Consider the following 24,923-nt stretch of genomic DNA (forward strand, 5'->3'; position numbering starts at 1 on the left):
CTCTTCAACATTTTGAAATTTTATAATATCACTTATTATTTATCTTGGAATTTCTATTCCCTCCAGAATCTGTCTGATTATTTCGTCAGCACTTAAACCTTCCATTTCTCTTTCCGGCGAAACAATTACTCTGTGTCTCAGCACTGCATAACTGGCTTCTTTGATATCTTCCGGAGTTACAAAATCCCGCCCCCTTAAAGCCGCAAAGGCTTTAGATGCCGTAAGTAAGGCTAAACTTGCCCTTGGTGAGGCTCCTAAATATAAAAACTGATTTTCTCTTGTATTAACAATGATTTTAGCAATATACTCCATCAGCTGTGCTTCTACAATGATCTCTTTCACCAACTGCTGATAGTTTTTTAATTGCTGCGAGGTGATAACTCGTCCTACTGCTTCTGTTTTATCTTCGGTCCTGCTTTCATGTTGATTCTTAATAATCAGAACTTCCTGTTCAAGATTAGGATACCCAACATTTATTTTAAATAAAAACCGGTCTAACTGTGCTTCCGGAAGCCTGTATGTTCCTTCGTGCTCAATCGGATTTTGTGTAGCAACGACTAAAAACGGCTCCTCCATCGTATATCGGATACCGTCCATTGTAATCTGCCTTTCTTCCATTACTTCAAACAAGGCAGCTTGTGTTTTTGCCGGAGACCTGTTGATCTCATCAATTAAAATAAAATTGGAGAAAATAGGTCCTTTTTTAAACTCAAACTCCGAATTTTTCACGCTGAATACTGAAGTCCCTAAAATATCCGAAGGCATCAGATCAGGGGTAAATTGTATTCTGCTGAAATTTACATCAATAGTTTTTGCCAGCAACTTTGCTGTAATGGTTTTTGCAACTCCTGGAACTCCCTCAATGAGAACATGTCCATTTGAAAGGAGCGCTGCCAAAAGATGTTCTATCATACTCTCCTGCCCCACAATCACCTTACTTATTTCGGCTTTTACTTTTTCTAAACTCACACGGAGTTCAATCATATCGATTCTCGATTGAAAATCGTTTTCTTCTTTATCAAGATTTATAGAACTTTGATTTTCTAAATTTTCGTTCTCAAGGTTTTCCATACAATTTAATTTATCATTTGTCAATGTATCCGTAACCACAGTTACTACATCGTTATATTATTTATCGTATTATTTCATCCAGGATCGTATTCATTCTGGTGAGATCTTCTTTCATTACACTCGCATAAGGATCCTGAGCTTTCCGGATAAGAGCAATAGCTTCGGTAATTACCTCTATATTTTTCCCTGTTTTCAATTGCAGTTTCTTTGCAAACTCATTATCGAGATTCTGGGTATCTATAAGAAGATCCATTCTAACTTTATTCAGGAAATATTGGGCTTTTTTAGCCATCATATCATGAAAATCACCTTCCTGCAGATAAAGATTTCCGATACTTTTCACAAATTCCACAGAAGTATTTTTCAGAGGTTCTATTACAGGAACAATTCTCTGTTTCCTTTTCGCATTGAAAAAAATAAATAAGATCATCCCTCCTAAAAATACCCACCATGCATATTTCAGCGCTGGTTTTGACAGAATAAATCTCATAAAAAAGCGTGAAGAAGCCTTGGCATCTGCAGCTTCCACAAACCAAACGGTTTCTTTATCGTTAAGATACGAAAAAACATCCTGTGCATATTTTATATTTCCAGGTTTCAGAAGATAATAGTTGGTGAGAAAAAGGGGCTCACTATGAACGAAAATATTTCCCTTTCCCAACTTTACTTTTATAAAATTTGCCTGATCCGTGTTATTCTTTTCAACAGTCTTTCCTAGTATCTCAACACCGGGTTTAACATAAGAAAATCCTCTTCCAGACGGAAATTTATCTAAGTTAATAAAATCATTCTGATATTTCTTATCTGTAAGCTTTAACACATTCTGATCTTCAAAAGAGATTTGAGAAGCATAAAAGCCTATACTATCAGAAATTTCTTTTGGTATCCTGCCTGCAATCAACATAGCATCCGATCCTTTGGAGACTTCATTCAAGATACTGCGCCAGGATTCCCTGTCAATTTCTTTTTCTATTATTAAAATATTATGAGCCTGCTTTTTATTCTCATTATAATATTCATATGGTGTTTCAGCTATTTTCTTAAGCTGATTTTTAAAAAGATCTTTAGACTCTTTGTTAAATACAAATAACCCAAAAGGTGATTTTTCATTTGGATCAAAGTTCTTTCGCCAGTCTGTAACTTCCTTTTTATTAACTTCAAGCAATGCCAGAATCACCATGATAATGATGAAAATTACAGCATATATTTTGAAAGTTTTATTCATTTTTAAAGATTTTATTATGGCTTAAATGTCTGATATTGATTTTTAAATTTCAAATAATCCTGTTCGGTAATACTAAATTCACCATACCATACATAATCAAATATATAGGAAAGGTTTGAAAATTCTTTTTTCAGGTAATCTGCTTTAAGCTCTGTCGCATAATCTTTATTCGTCTTCTCAGGATTCCAGATGATAAGCTTTTTATCGCTCAACTTTTTAAGAACGTATAAAAACTGATAACGTACTGCGGAACGGTAATCTCCTGTTACTTCAAATTTTGCAATGCTCTCGGGAAAATTGATTTCATGGATATTTTCATGCAATTCTTCTTCATTGATATTTACTTTTTTATTCTTTTTCCCAAAGAAGAAGTTGCCGTCTTTACTTATGAGATACCTGACAATAGAATATAGCAGAAAACCTATAAGTAGAATGGCAAATAAACGCATCACAATAGTGGTAACCTTTGCAGAGGTTCCAAAAGTATTCTCACCGAAAATACCCTCAAGAATTCTTGCTATTTTCCGTTGCAGTTTTTGCCAGAAAGATTCCCTGGGTTTTATCGTTGTGTAATCAAACTCATTTCCTTTGTATCTTGACTTAAGATTTTCCCTGAATTTTTTAGGATAAACCGTATTTTCAGAAACCGGGTGCTCTATCAATACCGAATCTGCACGGTACATATTTTTATAATGCCCTGTACTCAAAGAATCTTCAACATATGCTTCCGGCGGCAATTCAATGTCATCCTGAGCATACACGAATCCTGTTGAGAAAAAGATCAGTAAGAAAAAAACAATTTTATTCATTATTACCGATGGTTTCTATTTCTGCAAGTTCCACCTTCTGATGCAGATCTGTCCTGCTATCGTAATACATCAATCCAGAATTGATATACATAATATTTGAAAGAAAAAATGAAAGCAGCATGGAAATCCCATATATCACAAAAAAAAGCACTCCCATGGCTCCCTGAAAGGGGTTTTGTTCAAAATTTCCATCAGGAGCTGAAGTAAGAATTGAACTGTAGAAAAATATCATGGGAATAAATGTGAAAATGGTGGTTATGGTATACATGATAAGAAAAATGATCGTTGTGGCTCCCCAATACTTCCAGTAAGGAGATTTTTCCCTTCCGTTGGTATAAGAAAACTGTGATCTTATCGAATAACTTAAACTCTCAAAAAAACCGCGGCCACTATTAAAATAATCATACATCAAAAATGTAACAACATTAAACAATGTCGGATACACCAGCAACATAATAAATAATCCGATGATAATTAGTATCAATGCGTATGAGATGCCGATCATAATCAAAGCCAGGGGAGTTACAATAAATACCATTCCCAGGCAAAGTGTACCAATTCTTCCTGCGTTATTTTTAAAATCGCTGAGAATATCATCCGTCCTTATTTTTTCTTCGCCCTTTGAAAGTCTTTTCAGATAAAAAACAGGATAAAGATAATTGACAATCACCAGGATAAAAAAAAGCAGAAACGTAAGCAAGCAAACAACAATTAACATCCCTGCATTATCTTCAAAATATTGCTGAAAATAGTAACTGTTACCATTCACGTTTGACCCGAATATCTGGGAAAACAGTTCCCTGTATCCAAAAACAAAAATGGTAGTCATTAAAATCAGCAACAAACCATTCAGCAAAATATAGTTTTTGAAATAATTCTTTCCATATAATTTGAAAAAATTAAAACTATCACTGATAAAGGTCCCGAAATCTCTTTTTTTATATAGCTGCATCATCTGTGTTTTTAATTTTTTTATTGACAACGGATGGATAAATAAAATAATAATATCCGATAACCGTTAGCGAACCTAGGATAATAATTAAATTTAAAGCTAATGGCATTTTTAAAGCATGCCTTGTAACATAGCCTTCAATAATTCCCGCACAAATGGTAAAAGGAATTGTACTTAAAAATATTTTGAAGGAATCTTTAAATCCATTTTTAAATGAGTTGAATCTCGACAGGGTTCTTGGAAATAAAATTGATGCCCCGAGAATTAATCCGCACATAGCTTCAACAACCATTGCGAAAATTTCAAAAACACCGTGTAACCATATTCCTCTTGCACTATCCTTAAGTGCCCCATAGTCATAAAAGAAGTACTGGAAGGATCCGAGCATCACACTGTTTGAAAGTAATGCATACAGTGTACCTACTCCTCCAAAAACTCCGTAAATATACAATTTAGCACCTACCCCAATGTTATTAAAGATAATCCCAATGGTACTTCCCCATGTAGAACCACTTTGATAGACACCAACCGCATTTCCTTTCTTAATATTCTCTATTGTTTCATTCACATAACTTTCACCCAGAATTATATTTACAAAATCCTTATCATAAATTGCTGAAAGGACTCCTATTGAAGTAAACAATGCAAAAAACAAAAACGCGTAGAGCAAATATCTTTTGTATTGATACACTAACAAAGGAACCTCTGTTTTGAAGAAATAAAGGACTCTGTTTTCCTCTACCCTTTTTGTTTTGTAAATTTTCTGGAATATCTGTGAAGAAAGATGATTTAAATAAACCGTAGTATTACTTTTAGGATAATAAGTCTGAGCAAAAGAAAGATCATTAATGAGGTTGATATACAACGATGACAGGTCATCCGGATTTTTTTTTATTTTCCCTTGAATAACCTGTTCAATTCCCAACCATTTTTCTTTATTTTGTTTTATGAAATAAACTTCTCTCATAATCTAAAGGCTAAAATAATAAAAAATATGTCTCAAATTGCGATTAATACCTCACAAAATGTAAATATTAATTTCAACATTGCCAGTGTTGGAGAAAGAATGCTTGCATTTATTATAGATCTCCTGATCAAAGTCGCTTATGCAGTCGTTACTTTCTATGTATTTTTCAATTTTCTTGATTTGGGGTATTTATTAAACGGCCTTGATCAATGGTCTCAGATGGCTATTTATATTGCCATCACATTTCCCATTTACATCTATCCTTTGGTTTTGGAAAGCTTAATGGAAGGACAGACTCCCGGAAAAAAAGTAATGAAAATCCGTGTGGTAAAAATCGACGGATACCAGGCTGGTTTTGGAGATTATCTGATCCGTTGGGTATTCAGGATAATAGACACATCTTTTGCGGGTGTTATCGGATTAATTTCCATGATTGTTTCTAAAAATAATCAGCGCCTCGGGGATATCGCATCAGGCACAGCTGTTATTTCATTAAAAAATAGCATTAATATTTCTCAAACTATCCTGGAAAACATACAGGAGGATTATGTTCCTTCATTCCCTCAGGTTATTGCATTAAGTGATAATGATATGAGAATTATTAAAGATAATTACACAAAGGCCTTAAGAGTAGATGACCGGCAAATCATCAGTAAGCTTTCCGACAAGATCAAGAATATTTTGAAACTGGAAGTTGATCCTGTAAAAATGACGGAAAGACAGTTTATCAATGTTATTATCAAAGATTATAACTATTATACAGGAAAAGATAATTAGAATTTCTGTTTGGAATTATCTTTGTCCATAGATTACACTCGAATCTAAGTCGGTGCAGTTTTTGCACGTGATACAATACTAAGCTTTTAATTATGAAATTTGAAAACAATAAATCCGGAAACGGAGGAGTTCTTACACTAAACAATGAACTTACAGAAATTGGCAGACTGACCTATACCATCTTCCCGGAAGAAAACAAATTCATTATATCCTTTGTTTTAGTGCATCCTGAATTTGAAGGTAGGGGAATGGGAAAATATCTCGTAGAAGAGGCCATCAGATTCGCAAGAGAAAACAATTGGAAAGTGTATCCTCATTGTTCTTATGCCAGATCAGTAATGATGAGAATGAATGATGTAGATGATATTTTTTTAAAGAATTAAAACCTCATTTAACAGTATTTGTTCAATATCATCAGGGTAATCTACTTTAATGTGATGATCTGAAGCTACCCATTCCATTATTTCCCCAAGCTTTAATACTTTAGAATTGGGAATTCCCATCTTATCCAGAGCACAGGCATTGCACTCCTGCTCATATTGATTATGAATTGGAATAACAAACAACTTTTTATCCATAAAGAGAGCTTCAGCCGGAGCTTCAAAACCTGCATTACATAAAATACCATCACAATTTTCAAAACAGGTCAGGTATTCCTTTTCATCGATGGGGAATATTTCAACATTTTTTATTTTAAGCCTCACTTTGCTGTACTTGGAAAAAACCTTCCACTGCACAGGAATTTGTTTTAATACTTTAATAATATTTTCATCAGAAAAGCTTGGTAAATAAACCAGGTAGTATCCTTTTTTATCAGGATTAAGATTTCGTATTTTATGTCTTATGACCGGCTTTTTTATTTGTGGATGATAATTTTCAAAATGAAAACCAATCCTTCTTTCACTGGGTACATAATACTTCAAAATAAGTTCACCCAGGAAATCTCTTTTTTTAGGTTTTGGAGTTTCAGCAAAACTCATCGAAGCCTGATGACTAAGCTCAATCATCGGAAGATTCTTTAGCTTGCTTGCCCACCCCGTTAACGGTTCATAGTCATTAATGATGAGATCGTACTGCTTTAGTTCCAGATCATTGATTGTTTTTGCCGCCTGAATAAATTTATTTTCAGTAAATGTTTTTCGATAGGATAAACCACCTGTTTTGTTATAGAGTAAGGAAATCCCTTTATATTGAAAGTTAATGTCAAAATCAGCCTTTAATTGCGATTGATGACCACTGATTAAAGTATCAACCGAAGCATATTTTTTTAATATAGGAATGATCTCCTGAGCCCTTGCAACATGTCCGTTACCTGTGCCTTGAAACGCATATAAGATTTTCATTCAGAAAAGTTAGTTACAATTTTAAGAAGTTCGTTGGTATCAAGATCCTGAATTTCATCTGTTTCATCGTCCTGCAGCAAGTGTTTATGCTCGTCATAGTAAAAGATCTTCCATTCTTTATCATGGTACTCCAAAGCTGATAAGTTCTCTATCCAGTCTCCGGAATTAAGATAAGTGCAAGCGCCTTTTTTATTGGTAACCTTACGAATTTGAGGCTGATGGATGTGACCACATATGACAAAGTCGTAATGATTATCTATTGCAAGTTCAGAAGCCGTAAGTTCAAAGTCACCAATATACTTTACCGCCTTTTTTACGTTATTTTTGATTTTTTTGGAGAATGAGTATTTTTCCCTACCCATTTTTTCCAGGATCCAATTAACGACGTTATTGATCATGATTAGCAAATCATATCCTTTTCCGCCTAGTTTTGCGATCCATTTAGAATGTTGAACAGATGCATCAAATACATCACCATGAAAGATCCATGTTTTCTTTTTATCAATATCAAGACAGATTTTGTTGCAGACCTTAAGTTTACCTAATTCGAAATCGGTAAACTTTCGGAACATCTCGTCATGATTTCCGGTAATGTAATATACCTTGGTATTTTTTGTTGCAAATGAGAGAATCTTTTTAATTACCTTCAAATGAGGTTTAGGGAAGTAAGACTTTTTGAATTGCCAGATGTCAATGATATCACCATTCAAAACCAGAATTTTCGGTTGAATAGAATTCAGATATCTTAACAATTCTTTAGCCTTACATCCATAAGTTCCCAAATGCACATCCGAAATAACAACTAATTCAACGTTTCTTTTCATAGTTTTATGCAAAGAAACTAATTGAAAGTTAACTGTATATGAATGTTATATTATTTTTTTACAAAGAGTTCATGAGCTCCTCTGTAATTTCCATGTTATGATAAACATTTTGTACATCATCATCTTCCTCAAAGCGATCAAGCATTTTCATATTGGCTTTAAACTGCTCTTCAGTAACTTCTTTTGTATTGTTTGGAATTCTTTGAAGCTCTGCACTTTTAACTTCAATTTTTAGTTCATCTAATTTATGAGATAAAGAACCGAAATCTTCAAATGCAGTAGTGATCATTATTTCTTCATCATCTTTATCAATATCTTCTGCACCACCATCAATCATCTCCATTTCAAATTCATCCCAATCCATTTTTACCTGGCTCGGATCGATGTAAAAGATCCCTTTTCTATCGAAGATAAAGGCCAGTTCCCCGTTTTTCCCCAGGTTACCATCAAATTTATTAAAGACAGCTCTTACATTCGCTACCGTTCTTGTCGTATTATTTGTAGTACATTCTACAAAGAAAGCAACTCCTCCTTGTCCATACCCTTCGTATGTTACCTCTTCATAGTTTTCAGCATCAGCTCCACTTGCTTTTTTGATTGCTCTTTCCACGTTATCTTTCGGCATATTTGCACCTTTGGCATTCTGGATGCATCTTCTTAACGCCGGATTTGATTCCGGGTCTGCTCCACCTGCTTTTACTGCTAACGCTATATCTTTACCAATTTTAGAGAAAGTCTTGGCCATTTTATCCCAACGCGCCATTTTCGAAGCTTTTCTATATTCAAACGCTCTTCCCATTTTTATTTTTAAATTTTGAACAAAATTACTTAAAAGTCAACGAAAAAAAAATACCTCCAAAAAATTTGGAGGTATTAATTATTTAGAAAAATTAATTATTTTCTTTTTTTAGCTGGAGCTTTTCTTTTAGCTGGAGCTTTACCTTTCTTCACTACAGTCTTCTTCTCTACAACTTCTAGATCAGATTTCTTAAGTGCATCCCAAGCAGCACCGTTAACAGCTTCTACAACTACTTTTCTGTCTACCATTCTTTCAGCATCAGATGCTTTTTCAGATACAGTAGCATCTCTTTCACCTACACCTACAGATTTCAATTGAGTTCCGCTAACACCTCTTGATTCTAAAGCAGCAACTACAGAAGCAGCTCTTTGTCTAGAAAGTTTCAAGTTGTAAGCATCAGCACCTTTCTTATCTGTGTGACCAGTTACTAAGAATGTTCCGTCGTTAGATTGCTTAATGATTGTTGCAGCTTGATCTAATTTAGCGCTAGATTCAGGTCTGATAGTCGCTTTGTTGAAATCAAACAAGATATCTTTAAGAGCACCTGTAGCTTCTTTTGCGATTACATCTTTAGGCTTAGGACATCCGTTGTATTCTGGTAATCCAGGAACTGTAGGACAAGCATCATCTTTATCAAGGATACCGTCACCATCTGTATCTGGCCAAGGACAACCGTTGTTTTCAGCTGGACCTGCTACTGTAGGACAAGCATCATCTTTGTCGATAACACCGTCACCATCTGTATCTGGCCAAGGACAACCGTTGTTTTCAACTGGTCCTGCTACATCTGGACATTGATCGTCTTTATCTGGAACTCCATCACCGTCAGTATCAGGACATCCTTGGAATTCTGGTAAACCTGGAGTATCAGGACAAAGATCGTCTTTATCTAAGATACCATCTTTATCTCTATCTCTGTTACCAAATCTAAAGTTCAAAGATGCAGAAGCTTGCCAGAAGTTTGCAACTGTAGATTTATCACCTGGAGTTGAAACATAATCTCCTTGAACACCTAAACCGAAGTTTTTAGTTACCCAGAAGTTGATACCAGCACCAGTAGAAACTGTAAAGAAGTTAGCTTTACCGTTTTCATTACCGTTATCCCCGTTACTGATAACATAACCGTTAGCGTCAGTTCTTGGGAAAGTTAATGCAGTATAATCATGTCTTAAATAGTTCGCACCTACTCTTAAGTATGGATCAAACCAAGACTCCTCGTTCCATAAAAGACCCGCTGCCTTAGCTTGGAAACCAAGACCAGTCATTAGGAAAAATTCTTTCCCGCTGTTGAATCTCTTATTGTCAACGTTCCCTACTGAAGTCTGCCAGTCGATTACTAAACCTTTACCGATATTTCTTGCTACAGTAAGTTTAGATAATGGAGGCGTAATAGAGAAGTTGTTCATATTGAACAAAGTCTTTGTTAAATTTCTTGCAGCAAAAGTATTACTGAAGTTGTTTCTCTGAGCTGTATGATTTTCCGCATGAGCACCAACTCCGATCATCCACGGATTGTTGGTAGTCTGTGCGAATACAGTAGAAGCAACAGTAAGTGCCAATGCTGAAATTCCTAATTTTAGATTTTTCATAGAATTAAATGATTAAATAATTGATATTGCAAAATAAATATAATTTTTCTTTATATACAAAGTTTTTTGAATGATTTTTAACTTTTCTTTAATATTCTATCCAGGGTTCGTTTATTTTCTCTATCTTTTATCGCTTCCCTTTTATCAAAAAGCTTTTTCCCTCTTGCAAGGGCTATTAAGACCTTAGCTTTTCCCTTATCCGTAATATATAACTTCAAAGGTATAATTGTGTTCCCTGCATCTTTTAACTTTTTCTCGAATTTTTGTAATTCTTTTTTGTGCAAGAGCAATTTCCGTTCCCTTTTTGTTTTATGATTGTAAAAAGTGCCTAATCTGTACTCATCAATCATCATGTTAATGATGTACAATTCCCCATCAATAAACTGACAGAAGGATTCTGCGATAGATGCTTTTGAAGAACGTAAAGATTTTATTTCTGTGCCTGTTAAAACCATTCCAGCTTCAATTTCTTCAATGATTTCGTATTCAAAACGGGCTCTTCTGTTTAATATGTTAACTGTTTTCTCGATCTTCATTATATTAAAATTTCTTTATGAAATATACAAAAATACCTTTCATTTAAAAACTTGACTATTACATTATTATAAATTACCCAAATTCTTTTCGTATTTTTGCGCCAAATTTACAAAACTATATGTTAACAGTATCTAACTTATCTTTACAATTCGGGAAAAGAGTTCTTTTTGACGAGGTAAACATTATGTTTACTAAAGGAAATTGTTATGGGATTATCGGAGCTAATGGTGCAGGAAAATCAACATTCCTTAAAATATTAACCGGAAAACAAGACCCAACCACAGGAAGTGTATCATTAGAGCCTGGAAAAAGAATGTCTGTTTTAGAGCAGGATCACTTTGCATACGACCAATATAATGTCCTTGAAACAGTATTAAGAGGTAACAAAAAGTTATTCGAGATAAAAGCGGAAATGGATGCGTTATACGCAAAAGAAGATTTCTCTGATGAAGATGGTATCAAAGCTGGAGAGCTTGGTGTTATCTATGATGAAATGGGAGGATGGAATTCAGAATCTGATGCGCAAACAATGCTTTCTAACGTAGGAATCAAGGATGATATGCATTGGCAGATGATGAGTGAACTAGAAAACAAAGACAAAGTAAAAGTTCTTTTAGCTCAGGCATTATTTGGAAATCCTGATGTTTTAATTCTCGATGAGCCTACCAATGACCTTGACATCGACACTATCGCATGGCTTGAAAATTTCCTGGCTGATTATGAAAACACCGTTATTGTTGTTTCTCACGACCGTCACTTCTTAGACACCGTATGTACGCACATCGGAGATTTAGACTATGCAAAACTTAATCTTTATACCGGTAACTATTCTTTCTGGTATCAGGCGTCTCAGTTGGCAACAAGACAGAGAGCTCAGGCAAATAAAAAAGCAGAGGAAAAGAAGAAGGAACTTCAGGATTTCATCGCAAGATTCAGTTCAAACGTAGCAAAAGCAAAACAAGCTACAGCAAGAAAGAAAATGATTGACAAACTGAATATTGATGATATCAAGCCTTCTTCCAGAAGATATCCTGCGATTATTTTTGAAATGGAAAGAGAAGCCGGAGATCAGATTCTTGAAGTAAAGGGTCTTGAAAAATCTAAAGATGGAGAACTTCTTTTTTCTGATATCAATTTAAACCTTAAAAAAGGAGATAAAGTTGCAGTTCTTTCAAAAAATTCATTGGCTATAACTGAGTTTTTCCAGGTATTGGCTGGGGAATCACAACCAGACAAAGGAACATTCAATTGGGGAATTACTACTTCTCAATCTTATATGCCTCTCGATAATACTGACTTTTTCCAGGAAGACATTAACTTAGTTGACTGGTTAAGACAGTTCACTAAAAATGATGAGGAACGCCATGAAGAATTCGTAAGAGGATTCCTTGGAAGAATGCTATTCTCCGGTGACGAAGCTTTGAAATCTTGTAAAGTGCTTTCAGGAGGTGAGAAAATGAGATGTATGTTCAGTAGAATGATGCTTCAGAAAGCCAATATTCTATTGTTAGACGAACCTACCAACCACTTAGATCTGGAAAGTATTACAACATTGAATAACTCTTTATCTAATTTCAAAGGAAATCTTTTACTGGCGTCTCATGACCACGAAATGCTTCAAACAGTCTGTAACAGAATCATTGAATTAACTCCTAACGGAATTATCGATAGAGAGATGAGCTATGATGATTATCTTGCGGATAAAAAAGTAAAGGAATTAAGAGAAAAAATGTATTCTTAATTGATCAAGACAACTTGAAAATAAATAAAAAATCCTCAAATAAATTGAGGATTTTTTATTTTCAGGTATTTACTATTTAGTAAGTTTCGTTGTTGGTAACGTGACAGTTCCAGGATCTTTCCATAGACCATCCTTTTCTGCTCTTTTCTTAATATTCTGAGCGCGCTTTTCACTATCTGGATGGGAATTAAACATTTTTTGAAAACCGGATTGTGTACTTCCTTCGGAAAGCAAAGCCAACTTTTTAAATGCTGTATATTCTGCTACGACATTATACTTATTCGTTTTCATAAAATCGTATGAGTATACATCTGCTTCAGATTCCTGTTTTTTACTGTGTGAAGCATCCATAAATGCATTAGCCATCTTCCCTATCTGGCTGTCATTTAATGTAGCTACCGCAGAGGATGCTGAAGATGCAGCATCTAATGCCGCAGCCTTTAAATAAGCAGATTTAATAGCGTCTTTAGTATCCTGATTTTTAACATGACCGATTTCATGTCCAATTACCGCCAACAGTTCATCATCTGTCATTATATCCATTAATGAAGAAAACACGCGAACGCTTCCGTCTGCACAGGCAAAAGCATTAATGTCTTTTACTTTATACACTTTGTAATTAAGATTAAGCCCATCTTGTGATTTATGTTTACCGAAAAGTTTATTCAGTCTGATGGTGTATGGGTCTTTAGGGCCGGCTACAGGATTATTTTTATCCATCCATTCTACAGATTCTTTAGATAACTTTACAGCATCTTCATTGGTAAAAGTGAGCGCCTTCGCTCCTTTAGAAGCAACATCTGTAATTTTTCCTAAACTAATTTTTTGTCCCTGAAATACGTGAACAGCTCCCAGTAAGCATACGCTTAAAACAATTCTTTTCATATTAATTTTATTTTCCTTTTGGCCGGCGAATATATGATTTTTTTCAACAAAAAAATCCTTTTCTGAAAAATTTCAGAAAAGGATCCACACCTAATATTAAGAAATCACCTACACAATAAATAAAGATGCAATTGCTGTTGCATCACTACCACTTAAAATTTCATCGTAAGCAGCAGAACCTGCTGCAGCTCCAAATGCAGTTGAAGTATTGTATCCGGCTTGATTTGTATTATCCTCACCCGCGTACACAGGGTTTGTTGCAGACGGCATGTTTCCTCCGTTGGCCAGTTCAATCCACCCTTTATTTCCTCTCATTCTTCTTACTTGCGAAGCATGTCTGGCTTCTACAGAGTGAATTTGTAAAGCAGCTTGTAATACTACTTTATTAGACATTACATTTCCTGCCTGTCCTTTATAGGCTCTAACACCAGTATCCTCAAAGGCTTGCGCCAGAACAAGAAACTGATTATAATCTGTAAACGGAGTAAAATTACCTCCCGCCGTAAAGTCAAAAGTAGGTTTCGATGCGGGTGTAACTCCCAAAGAAGTTAATGTACTTTTCAAGAAACCAACATGTGCAGATTCATGTTTAGAAATTTGCATAAAAACGGTACGGTCAGCATTAGGAATTAAACTTGCTGTAGATAGTCCAATACTGTAATATTCATTTTCTAAGTATTCCAGCGTCAGGGCCAGTTGTAATGCATCGGTTAAAGCACTTTTTAAAAAGCTTCCTGTAACTGGTGTCGTATTTCGGTTTTCAGCTTTCGCCGGAGTTGACATCGCGACTCCTAAGCCCAGAGGAACCGAAGCTATAGCAGCTTTTTTTCCAAATGCTGAAAGATTTGTAATGGTCTCTAATCTTGATGCTTCTGTTGTAAAGAATTTATCATCAGAAAATCTATCTAGTAATTTAAGAATGTTCATAATAGTACGTTTTTAAAAGTAAATAATTTAGTTAATGCCTCTTTCTTTCCAGGTAAAAGGTGTCTTTATAAATCCTCCTGCAGCCATTACAACATCTTTTGGCTCTTTTGCCACATCCAATCCATTGGCATCAATCACATCATCCCCTGAAAAATCAGCAGATCCGGGATTTATAAGATTTCTGATCGCAGAAGCATGTCTTGCTTCCACAGAAACTATTTTCCCTGCAATTACTAAATAATTAGGATCCGTAATATACTTTCCTGCTGCATTATACGCAGCAACACCTGTATCTTCCAAAGCCTTAGCAGTAGCTAATACTGAACTTCTGTTATTAAAATTCACACCCGGATATTGAAATTCAAGCTTTGGCAGTACATTAGCAGTAATTCCTGATATTGCAGCTTTAAAGAAATCCCGATGGATTAATTCGTGATGATAGAGGTCAGTAAATAATTCTTTTTCAATGGTTGAAATACCTGAATAAAAACTGTTAACAACTTTAGTATAGAAATCTGCTTCGAGCTGCTCAAGAGCATAAGCATAATTCAATATCCCGACATCGCCTTTACCAAGGTCGAATACCTGGTCATCTGTCATTTGAAAATCATCATTATCATCACAGCCTACTAATGCAAGACCTGCCATGGCAAGTCCAATGCCGCCGAGTTTCAAGAAATTTCTTCTACCGGTATCCAGTGTGGCTCCCTGGCTAGAAACATTAATCGTCTTTTTCATAATATTAATTTTTAAAGTGTTTAGTTATTTAATATCATTTACGACAATCAATTATCTTTGGATTTACAAAATCAAAAAAAATGTTAACTTTTCTCTAAAACTTTTCCAAATAACCTATTGAACATCTAAAAAGCGACTCGATAAATATTAATAACAAATCAGAATTGAAAGGTCTTTAACGTCACTTAAAATCTTTGTTTTATATTATTATATTAACAGTTCATCATTCCTTTTTAAAATATATTTTCCCTATTTTTGTGAAATGAGTCAAAAATGGATTTACAGACCTGAACCCGATGAGGAAGTTGTAGACAGATTAAGTTCGTCACTTGGTTTCGGAACTTTTGAATCTAAACTTCTCGTTCTTAGAGGAATTGACAATTATCAAAAGGCAAGAGAATTTTTTAAGCCCAATCTCACTGATATACATAGTCCGTTTTTAATGGCTGATATGCAAAAGGCTGTAGAGCGTATTGCAACAGCTATCGAGAATGGTGAAAAAATATTGGTTTATGGAGATTATGATGTAGATGGAACAACTGCTGTTGCGCTGATGTATTTATACCTCAGCAAAATAGTTCAGAAAAAATATCTTGATTATTATATTCCGGACAGAAACTCTGAGGGATACGGTATTTCAACAGAAGGGATAGATTTTGCAAAGGAGAATGGATTTTCTTTGATTATAGCTCTGGACTGTGGGATCAAAGCAATTGATATGATTAATTATGCGCAGAATTTAGGCGTTGATTTTATTATTTGTGACCACCACTTACCAGGAGAAGAAATTCCTAATGCAGTTGCCGTATTAGACCCTAAAAGAAGTGATTGCAGATATCCTTTCAAAGAGCTTTCAGGGTGTGGAGTTGGCTTTAAATTATGCCAGGGTTTAAATACAATCTACAAAATACCGGATTCGGAGCTGTTTGAATTAACCGATTTGCTTGCAATTTCTATTGCTGCAGATATTGTCTCAATGACCGGAGAAAACAGGGTTCTGGCCAAAATGGGTCTAAAAACCCTTCGAAAAACAAGAAATTTAGGATTAAGACTCTTAATTCCAGAAGATAAACTTTCCCATTTTGAAATTTCAAACATTGTTTTTGAAATTGCTCCAAAGATCAATGCTGCCGGTAGAATTTCTCATGGAAAAGCAGCTGTAGAACTTATGGTTTCAGATAATCTGAAACATGCGCATCAGATTGTAAGTGACATTATGGGACTGAATGATGAAAGACGGGAACTCGATATGAACTCGACGCTTTCGGCACTTAATCAAATCATTGAATCGCAACAGGAAACCAACCTGACAACGATTGTTTACCATCCTGAGTGGAATAAAGGTGTTATCGGAATCGTAGCATCCAGACTCATTGAGACTTATTATAAACCCACTTTGGTTTTTACAGATGGTAACAACGGAGAAATGGTTGCTTCCGCAAGATCAGTTTCTGATTTCGATGTTCATGAGGCGTTGGATATGTGCTCAGAGTACTTTTTGAAATTTGGAGGACATCATGCTGCGGCTGGACTTTCAATGGAAAAATCAAAATTCGAGGCCTTTAAGGAAAAATTCGAAAAGGTGGTCGCTGAAAAGATTCAGGAACACCAGAAAGAATCATCGATCATTATAGATTCTGAAATAGAAATTGATGACATCAACCGCGAGTTTATAAATTTCCATAGAAAACTTGCACCCTTTGGTCCACATAATATGAAACCCATCCTCACTTTAAGAAACCAGAAATTATCCGGTTATATAAAAACAATGGGGAAAGATAATAACCACGTGAAATTTTATATTAAACAGGAATCCACCGGTAGAAATATAGAATGCGTTGGTTTTAAATTGGGGCAATTTTCTGAAGACTTCAGAAATAAGCATTTCGATCTCGCATTTACTCTGGAAGAAAATCACTGGAAAGGAAATGTAACACACTACCTGAATATAAAGGATGTGAAGTTTAGGGACTAAGGATAAAATACAACTTTAACGCTATACTTTGCATCTCATATACACCTGCAAATGAAAATGAAAAAAATCGGTTTATTCTTCGGATCTTTCAATCCTATACATATTGGACATCTTATTCTTGCGAATTATATTCTGGAAAATTCAAATATGGAAGAATTATGGTTTGTTGTAAGTCCTCAAAATCCTTTTAAGGATAAAAAATCATTGCTTAAAGATCATAATCGACTGGATATGGTACAGGCAGCTATTAAAAATTACCCGAACATGAGGGCTTCCAATGTGGAGTTTTCTTTACCCAGGCCAAGTTATACTATTGACACTCTGACGTATCTCAATGAAAAATACCCTGATCATTCATTCAGCTTGATTATGGGACAGGACAATTTGGAGGGCCTCCATAAATGGAAAAATTCCGAAACTTTATTAAAGAATCACCATATTATTGTTTACCCCAGAATTTTTGAAGGCGAGAAAAAAGATTCTGAGTATGTACAACACGAAAATATTTCTTTTATCAAAGCCCCTGTCATTGAAATTTCTGCAACCGAAATTCGCCATATGATCAAGGAAGGTAAAAATGTGCGGCCTATGCTCCCTCCTGAGGTTTTTGAATATTTGGATGGTAGTAGTTTTTATAAGTAACAAATATGAAATTTTATATCTTTTTTTTCATTTTTCTCACTCAAGCCTTTTTATTTGGTCAGGATACATCTACTAAAATAGCAGATTCTTTACGAAAGGAAAAAGAGATAGAATACATAAAAAGATTTCAGGAAAGGCAAAAATATTATAATGAACAATGTAGTAATGATTCAATTAAAGCAGTTGAAGATTCAAAAATTGAAAATAAATATTTTATATACCATATCGCACCAGGTGGAGATGATTTTCCAGCAAAGAAATAGCTCGAACAAGCTTTAAAGAAGCACAATATTATTTGGGGAGGAACTTTTATCGGAAGCGACATACCAGCACATTACACCAGTAATTTATGTTATCATCGATATATGAATTACTTTACAGAAAAAAAATTTGGTAAAGATCTTATCGAGGACATTGTAAAACAATCACTTTTAGATCATGTGAATAAAAATCCTTCTATAATTTTTGAATATAATGATAATTTAAATTGGATCTATAAAGGAGATCCTAAATTAGCTGATATTTTACTCAATACCTTTTTTTTCAAAAATTTCATGTATCCAAAAGGATACATAGATTCTTCACAAAAGAATCAATCTTTTACTAAAGTTATGTTATATGTAGATGAGAATGACAATACTTTAAAAGTGGAAAGCTTTGATCATCATATAATAAATCTATACAATAAGCAGTTTATTCCTTACTTTGAAAAAAAGATTAAGAGTTTTATAAAATCTAGTAAATTTGTCCTCTCAAAACGAGCCATTCTATATAATGGTATTAAATATTCTTTTAAAATTTATTATAAGTAATCGAAATGAATTTCATCGAAAAATTTTTCTCAAAATATCCCCAGGAAAAAATCATTAAATGGTTCAAGCAAATCTGTGTAGCTGAAGCAGTTTCCTGTTTTTTACTTTATGGGGTTGCCATGATCTGGAAAAGATACGATGACGAAGGATTGCTTCCCACAATTTTTATTATTGTCATCGGAAACATTCATGGTCTTTTTTTTACTATATATCTTTTACTTTGTCTTCCGGTGAGAAAAATATTCAAATGGGATGACGAAGATTTTGTTTTTGCTCTCCTCTCGGCATTTTTCCCATTTGCCACAATATGGGTGGACAAAAAATTAGCCCGTTTCGACAGAGAATAAATCGGTTTTACACTGAATATACAATATATTAAAAAGGACTTATCAGTCCTTTTTTTATTTATCTACATTGCATTCCTGTACATATCTATCACATCACTTTTAATTGAGCAATAATCAACATCGAAATATAACTGAGACAGAAACTTTTTTTAGTCTCTTTTATGTTAATTTTTCCTAATTGCCGATTATGATGTAACAACTTTAGAACTTAAGTTGTCTAAATAATTGAAACAATCTTAATCTGTAAAATTTTTTAATTTAAAATTTATATCCTGAAAATCAACAAGTTAATAATAAGTCAAAAACATTTTAAGTACTTTGTATTGCATAATACTAAATTTATTATATATCTTTGTAATGTTAAATAATAACAAATACAAGCTATTAACAAACTAAAAATAAAATCATGAAAACGCCACTTCTCATTTCAGCTTTATTTTTCAGCGGATTTATTTTTGCCCAACAAAAATCTGATACTTTAAAAACTAAAAATATAGAGGGTATAACTTTAAAGAAACAGGTCTTTAGAAAACAAAGCGACCGTTTTATTTATGATGTTGCCTCATCCCCCATTGCGAAAGGAACCAACTCTTTCAATCTGCTAAAACAAACTCCTATGGTTTCAAGTATTGACGGAAAATCATTAAAAATTATGGGAAAGTCAGAAGTTGTTATCTACATCAATAATAAAAAGACCAACATGGATTCTGAATCATTAATTGAAATGCTAAAAAATACGCCTTCAGAGGATATTCAGAAAATTGAGGTAATTACAGTCCCTGGCAGTGAATTTCAGGTTGAATCCAACGAGGGAGTTATCAATATTGTGATGAAAAAGAAGAGGAATAATGGTTATAATGGAACTTTGAAAATGCAAAATGAACAAAGTTATTATAACAATCCTTCAGCCGGAGTTTCTTTTAATTTCAGACAGAATAAATTTGCTGTAAACACCAATTTCAATACAGGAAGCTGGACAGAAAGAGAAAAATACAGGTTGTCAAACGGAGATTCCACATTTAAAAATGAATCTTTTGGATTTAATGATGATCCAAATAAAAATTTTGGCGGAAGCGTAAATATTGATTATGAAATCGATAAAAAACAGAACCTCAGCTTCACTTATAATATGAGGTACAACAAGAGCTTTAACTCAATCTTAGATATCACAAATATTCAGAACGGAGTTTTAAAAAACAGAACCGTAAATGATGAAGACGCACAAAGAAGAAACCATTCTTTCAATTTAAATTATGAAATAAAAACGGATACATTAGGTAGTAAACTGACTTCCAATATTTCATATTTGTGGTTCAACAGGGATAAATACAGTATTAACGAAACCTTTCCATTTGTAACTGACAAGGATAACAAATATGGAGCGTTTAAACAATGGGTTCCCCAAATCATCAATAATTATGCTGCTAATATCGACTACCTTAAAAAAACAAAATCTGGAGATTCATGGTTGATGGGAGTAAGCTATAACAATACGAAAACAGATAACGATACAAGACAGGATATTTATACTGCTAATGGTTTTGTAAATGACTACGATCAAACAAATTATTTTATTTATAAGGAAAACATCTTAGGAGCATACATCACTTATGAAAGGAAATTAAACGAAAAATTGTCCGGTAAAATAGGAACCCGTTATGAAATGACTAAAAGCAGCGGAGAGATTCTGGGAAAAACCAGCTTCGACAGAAATTATAACAACCTGTTGCCGTATGTTAATATCAACTATGCAATTAATGCAGATAATAACATAAGCTACACTTTCTCAAGCCGGATCAGAAGACCAAGATTCTGGGAACTGAATCCATCAAGAACTTACTTTACACCGGATAATTATACTCAGAATAATCCTTTTGTATTAGCTTCTAAACATTACAATCAGGAAATTAACTATATGTTTAAGAATGCATTTTACGCAAATTTAAGCTTTAACTATGTAGAGGATGCTTCGAATCAGGTGCCATTACAAGGAACAGTCACCAAACCGGAAAAGGACAAAAATGGTCAGATCATTCTGGATGAAAATGGAAATCCTAAAATGGTTACGACTAAATTCCTAAGATATATCAGAACGAATTATGGTAATAACAAACAGCTGGGTCTCACTCTGGGAATGAATAAATCATGGATCAAAGAAATCTGGACAACCAATTACTCAGTTAATTTAGCTTATGTAATGTATTCAGGGACAGTAAGTGAAGATCCAACATCTGTTCAAATACCAGGACAAACAGAAGTTCTTGCCCCGTATATCGTTGATGTGAAAAATTTCAATTTTTCAGCACAGTTTAATAATACCATCCGCTTATCTGCCAAAAAAGACTGGTTCCTGGGAATCAATTATTTCTTTGCAAGCAAAAGTAAAATGGAAATCGGAGAAATGGGTATCAGACAGAGTCTTGACCTGAGTGTCAAAAAGATCATGGGTAACTGGACTTTTGTAGCAGAATTATATGATGTGTTTAACCAAAACTTCAATAAAATCAATGGTGTCCAGCCTAATGGCAGCTATAATAATGTGACCAATTTTGGTTATCCAAGAATATTGAATATCGGGGTCACTTATAACTTCGGAAACCAGAAATTGCAGAAAGCAAGGGAAATAAAATCAGCAAATGATGCTGTAAAATCAAGAACTTAATTAACTAACCTATTACAGCTTTAGATCAAATACATAAGAGTCCAAAGCTCTACAAAAAAATAAATTTCATGAAAACGCCACTACTCATCGCAGCCTTATTTTTCAGCGGATTAGCACTCGCCCAGGAAAAAAAATCAGATTCGGTAAAAACCAAAAATATCGAAGGAGTTACTCTAACAAAACAGATTTTTAAAAAGCAGAGCGACCGCTTTGTTTATGATGTAGCTGCTTCACCAGTTGCTAAAGGAAATACAACATTTGATCTCTTGAAGCAAACACCACTGCTATCAACTACAGATGATAAAACATTAAAAATCGCGGGAAAGAATAATGTACTGATCTATATCAACGGACGAAAAACCAATATGGACTCTGAGTCTCTGGTGCAGTTCCTTAAAAATACTCCTGCAGAAAATATCCAGAAAATTGAAGTCATTACGGTTCCCGGAAGTGAATACCAGGTAGAATCGTCTGATGGAATCATCAATATCGTTTTAAAGAAAAAAATGAGCGACGGATTGAATGGGAATATGAGAATGTCCAATAGCCAAAATAAATACAATGCAAGCTCAGCCAGTTTTTCTGCTAATTACAGAAAAGATAAATTAGGAATCAGTGCTAATCTCAACGGGGGAGAAAATATTCAACCTCAATCTTATATTCTGCGAAATGGTACAGATCAGCTAAAAAATGAATCGGTAGGAGATATTGATGATCCAAATAAAAATATTGGTGGCTATCTGAATATTGATTATCAACTGACCGAAAAAAGTAATCTGGCATTATCATGGAATTCCTGGGCTAACAGAAGTTACAACTCCACGATCGATTTATTTAATACCTTAACGCAGCCAAACTCGTTGGGTGTGGTAGAAACAACGCATACATGGACTAAAAACAGAGAAGATTCCAGAAACTACAATAACTCTGTGAATTTAAACTATGAGCTAAAACTGGACTCCCTTGGAAGTAAATTTAATGCAAATGCTGCATATCTTATTTACAAAAGGTTTCAGTTTTCAAAAAATAACACCATGATTCCGGATGAAAATGGTAACGGTTATTCCAGACCAGGAAAAACAATCACACAAAATACTCCGCAGGTCATTAAGAATTTTTCAGGTACAGTAGATTATATTCAGAAATTTAAGAACGACTTTACCCTCTCTTTAGGTGGAAATTTCAATAAAACCAAAACTGATAATGATACAAAGAACTTTACATATCAGTTTATAGATAAGGATGGTAATTATAACAATAATCCACAGCCAGCACCGGATTTCAACCATTTTATATATGATGAAAATATCTATGGAGTGTATCTCACTCTTGAAAAAAAGTTTTCAGATAAATTTTCAGGAAAGGTGGGTGCCCGATATGAAATTACAAACAGCCTGGGAACAGCAGATAGTCCTACCAATATAATAGAAAGCCAAAAACATCAGAGAATTGAGAGAAATTATAATAATTTCCTGCCGTATCTCAGCTTCAATTATGCTATTAATGATAAGAATAATATTTCCTATTCATTTTCAAGCAGAATGAGAAGACCAAGTTTCTGGGAATTAAACCCGATAAGAAATTACATCACAGAGTTTAACTACACACAAAACAATCCCTTTGTAAAAGCTTCATCAACATACAATCAGGAATTGACCTACATGTATAAAAACTCTTATTTCCTGATTTTAAACCACTCTTATTTTAAAGATCAGATCACACAGGTTCCTTTACAAGGCTTTATAAAATCTGCGGATGGAAAAATAGGCACTCAAAATGTACTGCGTTACATCAGAACAAATTTTGGAGACAAGCAGGAAATGTCTGCCATGGTAGGAATTCAGAAAAATTTCTTTAAACAATACTTGACCCTGAATTTTAATGCCGGTGTTCAGCACAATATCAACAATGGTTCTTTGGCTGAAGATCCAACTACAGGAGACACTTTTGTTGATAAGGACGGAAAGCCATTGGTTTATACTAATACTGTAAAATCGACAAGCATCGTAATCACGAGTAATAACACCATTCGTCTAGATAAGAAAAAAACCTGGTTTTTAGGAGTTAATTATTTCTTTATTGACAAACAACAAATAGAGCTTGGAATGCTGAAAAACCTGATGAGTCTTGATTTAAGTATAAAGAAAAACTGGAACGACTGGACCTTTGCTCTTAATGTGAATGATGTTCTAAGAACAAATATCGTAGAAATAGAAGATTATCAGCCAAACGGAAATTATAATTACATCAGAAATGATCAATACAGAAGAGGAATGACTTTAAGCATCACTTACAATTTCGGAAATCAAAAAATAAAAAAGGTAAGGGATATTGAAAGCGCCTCAGATGATATTAAAAACAGAACCCGATAAAAACATTCATTCTTCATATCAATTATTTTTGCCAAACTCACTGATTTCTCAGTGAGTTTTTTATCTTAGAGCATATGAAAAATCTGATATCCTTTTGTAGTTTATTATTAATCCTGTGTAGCATAAGTTGCAAAAAGAAGACAGTCAGTCTTGGTAATAAGATATGTTTTAAAAGTGAAGAAAATATTTCCTACGGTGAGAGTCCGGACCAAAAAATGGATTTATATTTCCCACCTCATTACAATTCAAAAACTGATGTCTTTTTAATTATACATGGTGGAGGCTGGCGTAGTGGAAATAAATCTCAATTAACATTCTTTACTCTATCCATGATGCAAAAGTTCCCGAATTCCATTTTCGTTAATATGAACTACAGATTAGCTTCAGTTTCACAATTTGGAATTCCGAATCAAACCAATGATATTGATAGTGTTTTATCCCATTTGGAAAAAACACTTAAATACAAACCACGTTTTATTCTTCTTGGAAATAGTGCAGGAGCTCATTTATCAATGATATATGCTTATAAATTTAATAAAAACAAGAGGATAAAAGCAGTTATTAACATTGTAGGCCCTACAGACCTGGCAGATGCAGGTTTTAAAGGGTATTTTGATTACTCATTTGTTGAAAAGCATCTGATTGATACAAAAGTGATCCCTTCTGGTATCTCAACAGTACAGTTTGCGAGCCCCGTTAGCTGGATTACAAGAACCTCAGCTCCTATATTATCTTATTACGGAAAGAATGATCAGGTTATCCCCGTATCTCAAAAAAAAATTCTTGATTCTGTTTTAAATAAGAATAATATTTTTCACGAATCTTTTGAATTTAATGGCGGACACCTTGATTGGGATAAGGAATATAACAGTACTTTCCTTATTACAAAGATTGATCAATTTTTAAAGCAAGCTGATAAAAAATAAGCG

Annotated in this window: 24 protein-coding genes; 11 read left to right on the forward strand and 13 right to left on the reverse strand. The window is 34.1% G+C overall.

What is annotated here, in order from left to right; all coding sequences use genetic code 11:
* Positions 1-39: 39 nt before the first annotated feature.
* The 5 genes from AAEU33_RS02495 to AAEU33_RS02515 form a co-directional block, all read right to left on the reverse strand.
* Entirely contained in the window at positions 40-1,071 is a 1,032-nt protein-coding gene (locus tag AAEU33_RS02495; protein WP_345990843.1) for a MoxR family ATPase, read from the reverse strand.
* A gap of 61 nt (positions 1,072-1,132) precedes the next feature.
* Positions 1,133-2,296, reverse strand: coding sequence for a DUF4350 domain-containing protein (locus AAEU33_RS02500; RefSeq protein ID WP_345990844.1), 1,164 nt, complete (start codon positions 2,294-2,296; stop codon positions 1,133-1,135).
* A 14-nt stretch (positions 2,297-2,310) separates the two neighbouring features.
* Positions 2,311-3,105 carry a DUF4129 domain-containing protein gene (locus tag AAEU33_RS02505; protein WP_345990845.1) on the reverse strand — a complete coding sequence of 265 codons (795 nt, stop codon included), beginning with the start codon at positions 3,103-3,105 and terminating at the stop codon, positions 2,311-2,313.
* On the reverse strand, positions 3,098-4,057 hold the full coding sequence (locus AAEU33_RS02510; RefSeq protein ID WP_345990846.1) for a DUF4013 domain-containing protein: 960 nt from the start codon (positions 4,055-4,057) through the stop codon (positions 3,098-3,100). Before AAEU33_RS02510 ends, AAEU33_RS02505 begins: the two co-directional genes overlap by 8 nt.
* Positions 4,044-5,024, reverse strand: a complete 981-nt coding sequence (locus tag AAEU33_RS02515; protein ID WP_172284430.1) for a stage II sporulation protein M — start codon at positions 5,022-5,024, stop codon at positions 4,044-4,046. The genes AAEU33_RS02510 and AAEU33_RS02515 overlap by 14 nt, the downstream gene beginning before the upstream one ends.
* A gap of 27 nt (positions 5,025-5,051) precedes the next feature.
* On the opposite strand from AAEU33_RS02515, the gene AAEU33_RS02520 reads away from it, so the two are divergent.
* Both AAEU33_RS02520 and AAEU33_RS02525 read left to right on the forward strand, forming a co-directional pair.
* Positions 5,052-5,801, forward strand: a complete 750-nt coding sequence (locus AAEU33_RS02520) for an RDD family protein (RefSeq protein WP_345990847.1) — start codon at positions 5,052-5,054, stop codon at positions 5,799-5,801.
* A gap of 92 nt (positions 5,802-5,893) precedes the next feature.
* On the forward strand, positions 5,894-6,184 hold the full coding sequence (locus AAEU33_RS02525) for a GNAT family N-acetyltransferase (RefSeq protein WP_172284432.1): 291 nt from the start codon (positions 5,894-5,896) through the stop codon (positions 6,182-6,184).
* On the opposite strand, the gene AAEU33_RS02530 is transcribed toward AAEU33_RS02525, so the two are convergent.
* The 5 genes from AAEU33_RS02530 to smpB all read right to left on the reverse strand — a co-directional run bounded on the left by AAEU33_RS02530 (position 6,173) and on the right by smpB (position 10,892).
* Positions 6,173-7,144: a glycosyltransferase family protein gene (locus AAEU33_RS02530; RefSeq protein WP_345990848.1), complete on the reverse strand. Its 972-nt coding sequence runs from the start codon at positions 7,142-7,144 to the stop codon at positions 6,173-6,175. The genes AAEU33_RS02525 and AAEU33_RS02530 overlap by 12 nt on opposite strands.
* A complete protein-coding gene (locus AAEU33_RS02535) occupies positions 7,141-7,968 on the reverse strand; it encodes a UDP-2,3-diacylglucosamine diphosphatase (RefSeq protein ID WP_345990849.1) in 828 nt (275 codons plus the stop codon). Before AAEU33_RS02535 ends, AAEU33_RS02530 begins: the two co-directional genes overlap by 4 nt.
* Positions 7,969-8,026: 58 nt before the next feature.
* Positions 8,027-8,767, reverse strand: a complete 741-nt coding sequence (locus tag AAEU33_RS02540) for a YebC/PmpR family DNA-binding transcriptional regulator (protein WP_172284435.1) — start codon at positions 8,765-8,767, stop codon at positions 8,027-8,029.
* 95 nt (positions 8,768-8,862) lie between these two features.
* Positions 8,863-10,356: an OmpA family protein gene (locus tag AAEU33_RS02545; RefSeq protein ID WP_345990850.1), complete on the reverse strand. Its 1,494-nt coding sequence runs from the start codon at positions 10,354-10,356 to the stop codon at positions 8,863-8,865.
* Between the two features lie 77 nt (positions 10,357-10,433).
* Positions 10,434-10,892, reverse strand: coding sequence for an SsrA-binding protein SmpB (gene smpB / locus AAEU33_RS02550; protein ID WP_345990851.1), 459 nt, complete (start codon positions 10,890-10,892; stop codon positions 10,434-10,436).
* 119 nt (positions 10,893-11,011) lie between these two features.
* Here smpB and AAEU33_RS02555 point away from each other — a divergent pair, with 119 nt between their 5' ends.
* Complete coding sequence (locus AAEU33_RS02555; protein WP_172284448.1) at positions 11,012-12,634, forward strand: ATP-binding cassette domain-containing protein; 1,623 nt, start codon at positions 11,012-11,014, stop codon at positions 12,632-12,634.
* A 72-nt stretch (positions 12,635-12,706) separates the two neighbouring features.
* Here the strand turns inward: AAEU33_RS02555 and AAEU33_RS02560 are convergent, their stop codons facing one another.
* The 3 genes from AAEU33_RS02560 to AAEU33_RS02570 all read right to left on the reverse strand — a co-directional run bounded on the left by AAEU33_RS02560 (position 12,707) and on the right by AAEU33_RS02570 (position 15,184).
* Entirely contained in the window at positions 12,707-13,519 is an 813-nt protein-coding gene (locus AAEU33_RS02560) for a M48 family metallopeptidase (protein WP_345990852.1), read from the reverse strand.
* Positions 13,520-13,627: 108 nt separating this feature from the next.
* A complete protein-coding gene (locus AAEU33_RS02565; RefSeq protein ID WP_172284452.1) occupies positions 13,628-14,446 on the reverse strand; it encodes a ferritin-like domain-containing protein in 819 nt (272 codons plus the stop codon).
* Between the two features lie 27 nt (positions 14,447-14,473).
* Entirely contained in the window at positions 14,474-15,184 is a 711-nt protein-coding gene (locus AAEU33_RS02570) for a ferritin-like domain-containing protein (RefSeq protein ID WP_345990853.1), read from the reverse strand.
* A gap of 262 nt (positions 15,185-15,446) precedes the next feature.
* On the opposite strand from AAEU33_RS02570, the gene recJ reads away from it, so the two are divergent.
* From recJ to AAEU33_RS02610, 8 genes are all read left to right on the forward strand, one after another.
* Positions 15,447-17,159 carry a single-stranded-DNA-specific exonuclease RecJ gene (recJ, locus tag AAEU33_RS02575; RefSeq protein ID WP_172284456.1) on the forward strand — a complete coding sequence of 571 codons (1,713 nt, stop codon included), beginning with the start codon at positions 15,447-15,449 and terminating at the stop codon, positions 17,157-17,159.
* 57 nt (positions 17,160-17,216) lie between these two features.
* Positions 17,217-17,801, forward strand: a complete 585-nt coding sequence (gene nadD, locus AAEU33_RS02580) for a nicotinate (nicotinamide) nucleotide adenylyltransferase (protein WP_345992730.1) — start codon at positions 17,217-17,219, stop codon at positions 17,799-17,801.
* A 5-nt stretch (positions 17,802-17,806) separates the two neighbouring features.
* Complete coding sequence (locus AAEU33_RS02585; RefSeq protein ID WP_345990854.1) at positions 17,807-18,064, forward strand: hypothetical protein; 258 nt, start codon at positions 17,807-17,809, stop codon at positions 18,062-18,064.
* A 102-nt stretch (positions 18,065-18,166) separates the two neighbouring features.
* Positions 18,167-18,613, forward strand: a complete 447-nt coding sequence (locus AAEU33_RS02590) for a hypothetical protein (RefSeq protein ID WP_345990855.1) — start codon at positions 18,167-18,169, stop codon at positions 18,611-18,613.
* A gap of 5 nt (positions 18,614-18,618) precedes the next feature.
* Positions 18,619-18,960, forward strand: a complete 342-nt coding sequence (locus AAEU33_RS02595) for a DUF3817 domain-containing protein (protein ID WP_172284458.1) — start codon at positions 18,619-18,621, stop codon at positions 18,958-18,960.
* A 406-nt stretch (positions 18,961-19,366) separates the two neighbouring features.
* Entirely contained in the window at positions 19,367-21,622 is a 2,256-nt protein-coding gene (locus AAEU33_RS02600; RefSeq protein ID WP_345990856.1) for an outer membrane beta-barrel family protein, read from the forward strand.
* Between the two features lie 68 nt (positions 21,623-21,690).
* The gene (locus tag AAEU33_RS02605) at positions 21,691-23,994 is read left to right on the forward strand and encodes a TonB-dependent receptor (protein WP_172284462.1); all 2,304 of its coding nucleotides are present in this window, start codon (positions 21,691-21,693) and stop codon (positions 23,992-23,994) included.
* Between the two features lie 215 nt (positions 23,995-24,209).
* Positions 24,210-24,920, forward strand: coding sequence for an alpha/beta hydrolase (locus tag AAEU33_RS02610; protein ID WP_345990857.1), 711 nt, complete (start codon positions 24,210-24,212; stop codon positions 24,918-24,920).
* Positions 24,921-24,923: the final 3 nt, after the last annotated feature.

Source organism: Chryseobacterium sp. Chry.R1 (assembly GCF_039645525.1).
In the GTDB taxonomy this organism is placed as follows: Bacteria; Bacteroidota; Bacteroidia; order Flavobacteriales; family Weeksellaceae; genus Chryseobacterium; species Chryseobacterium proteolyticum.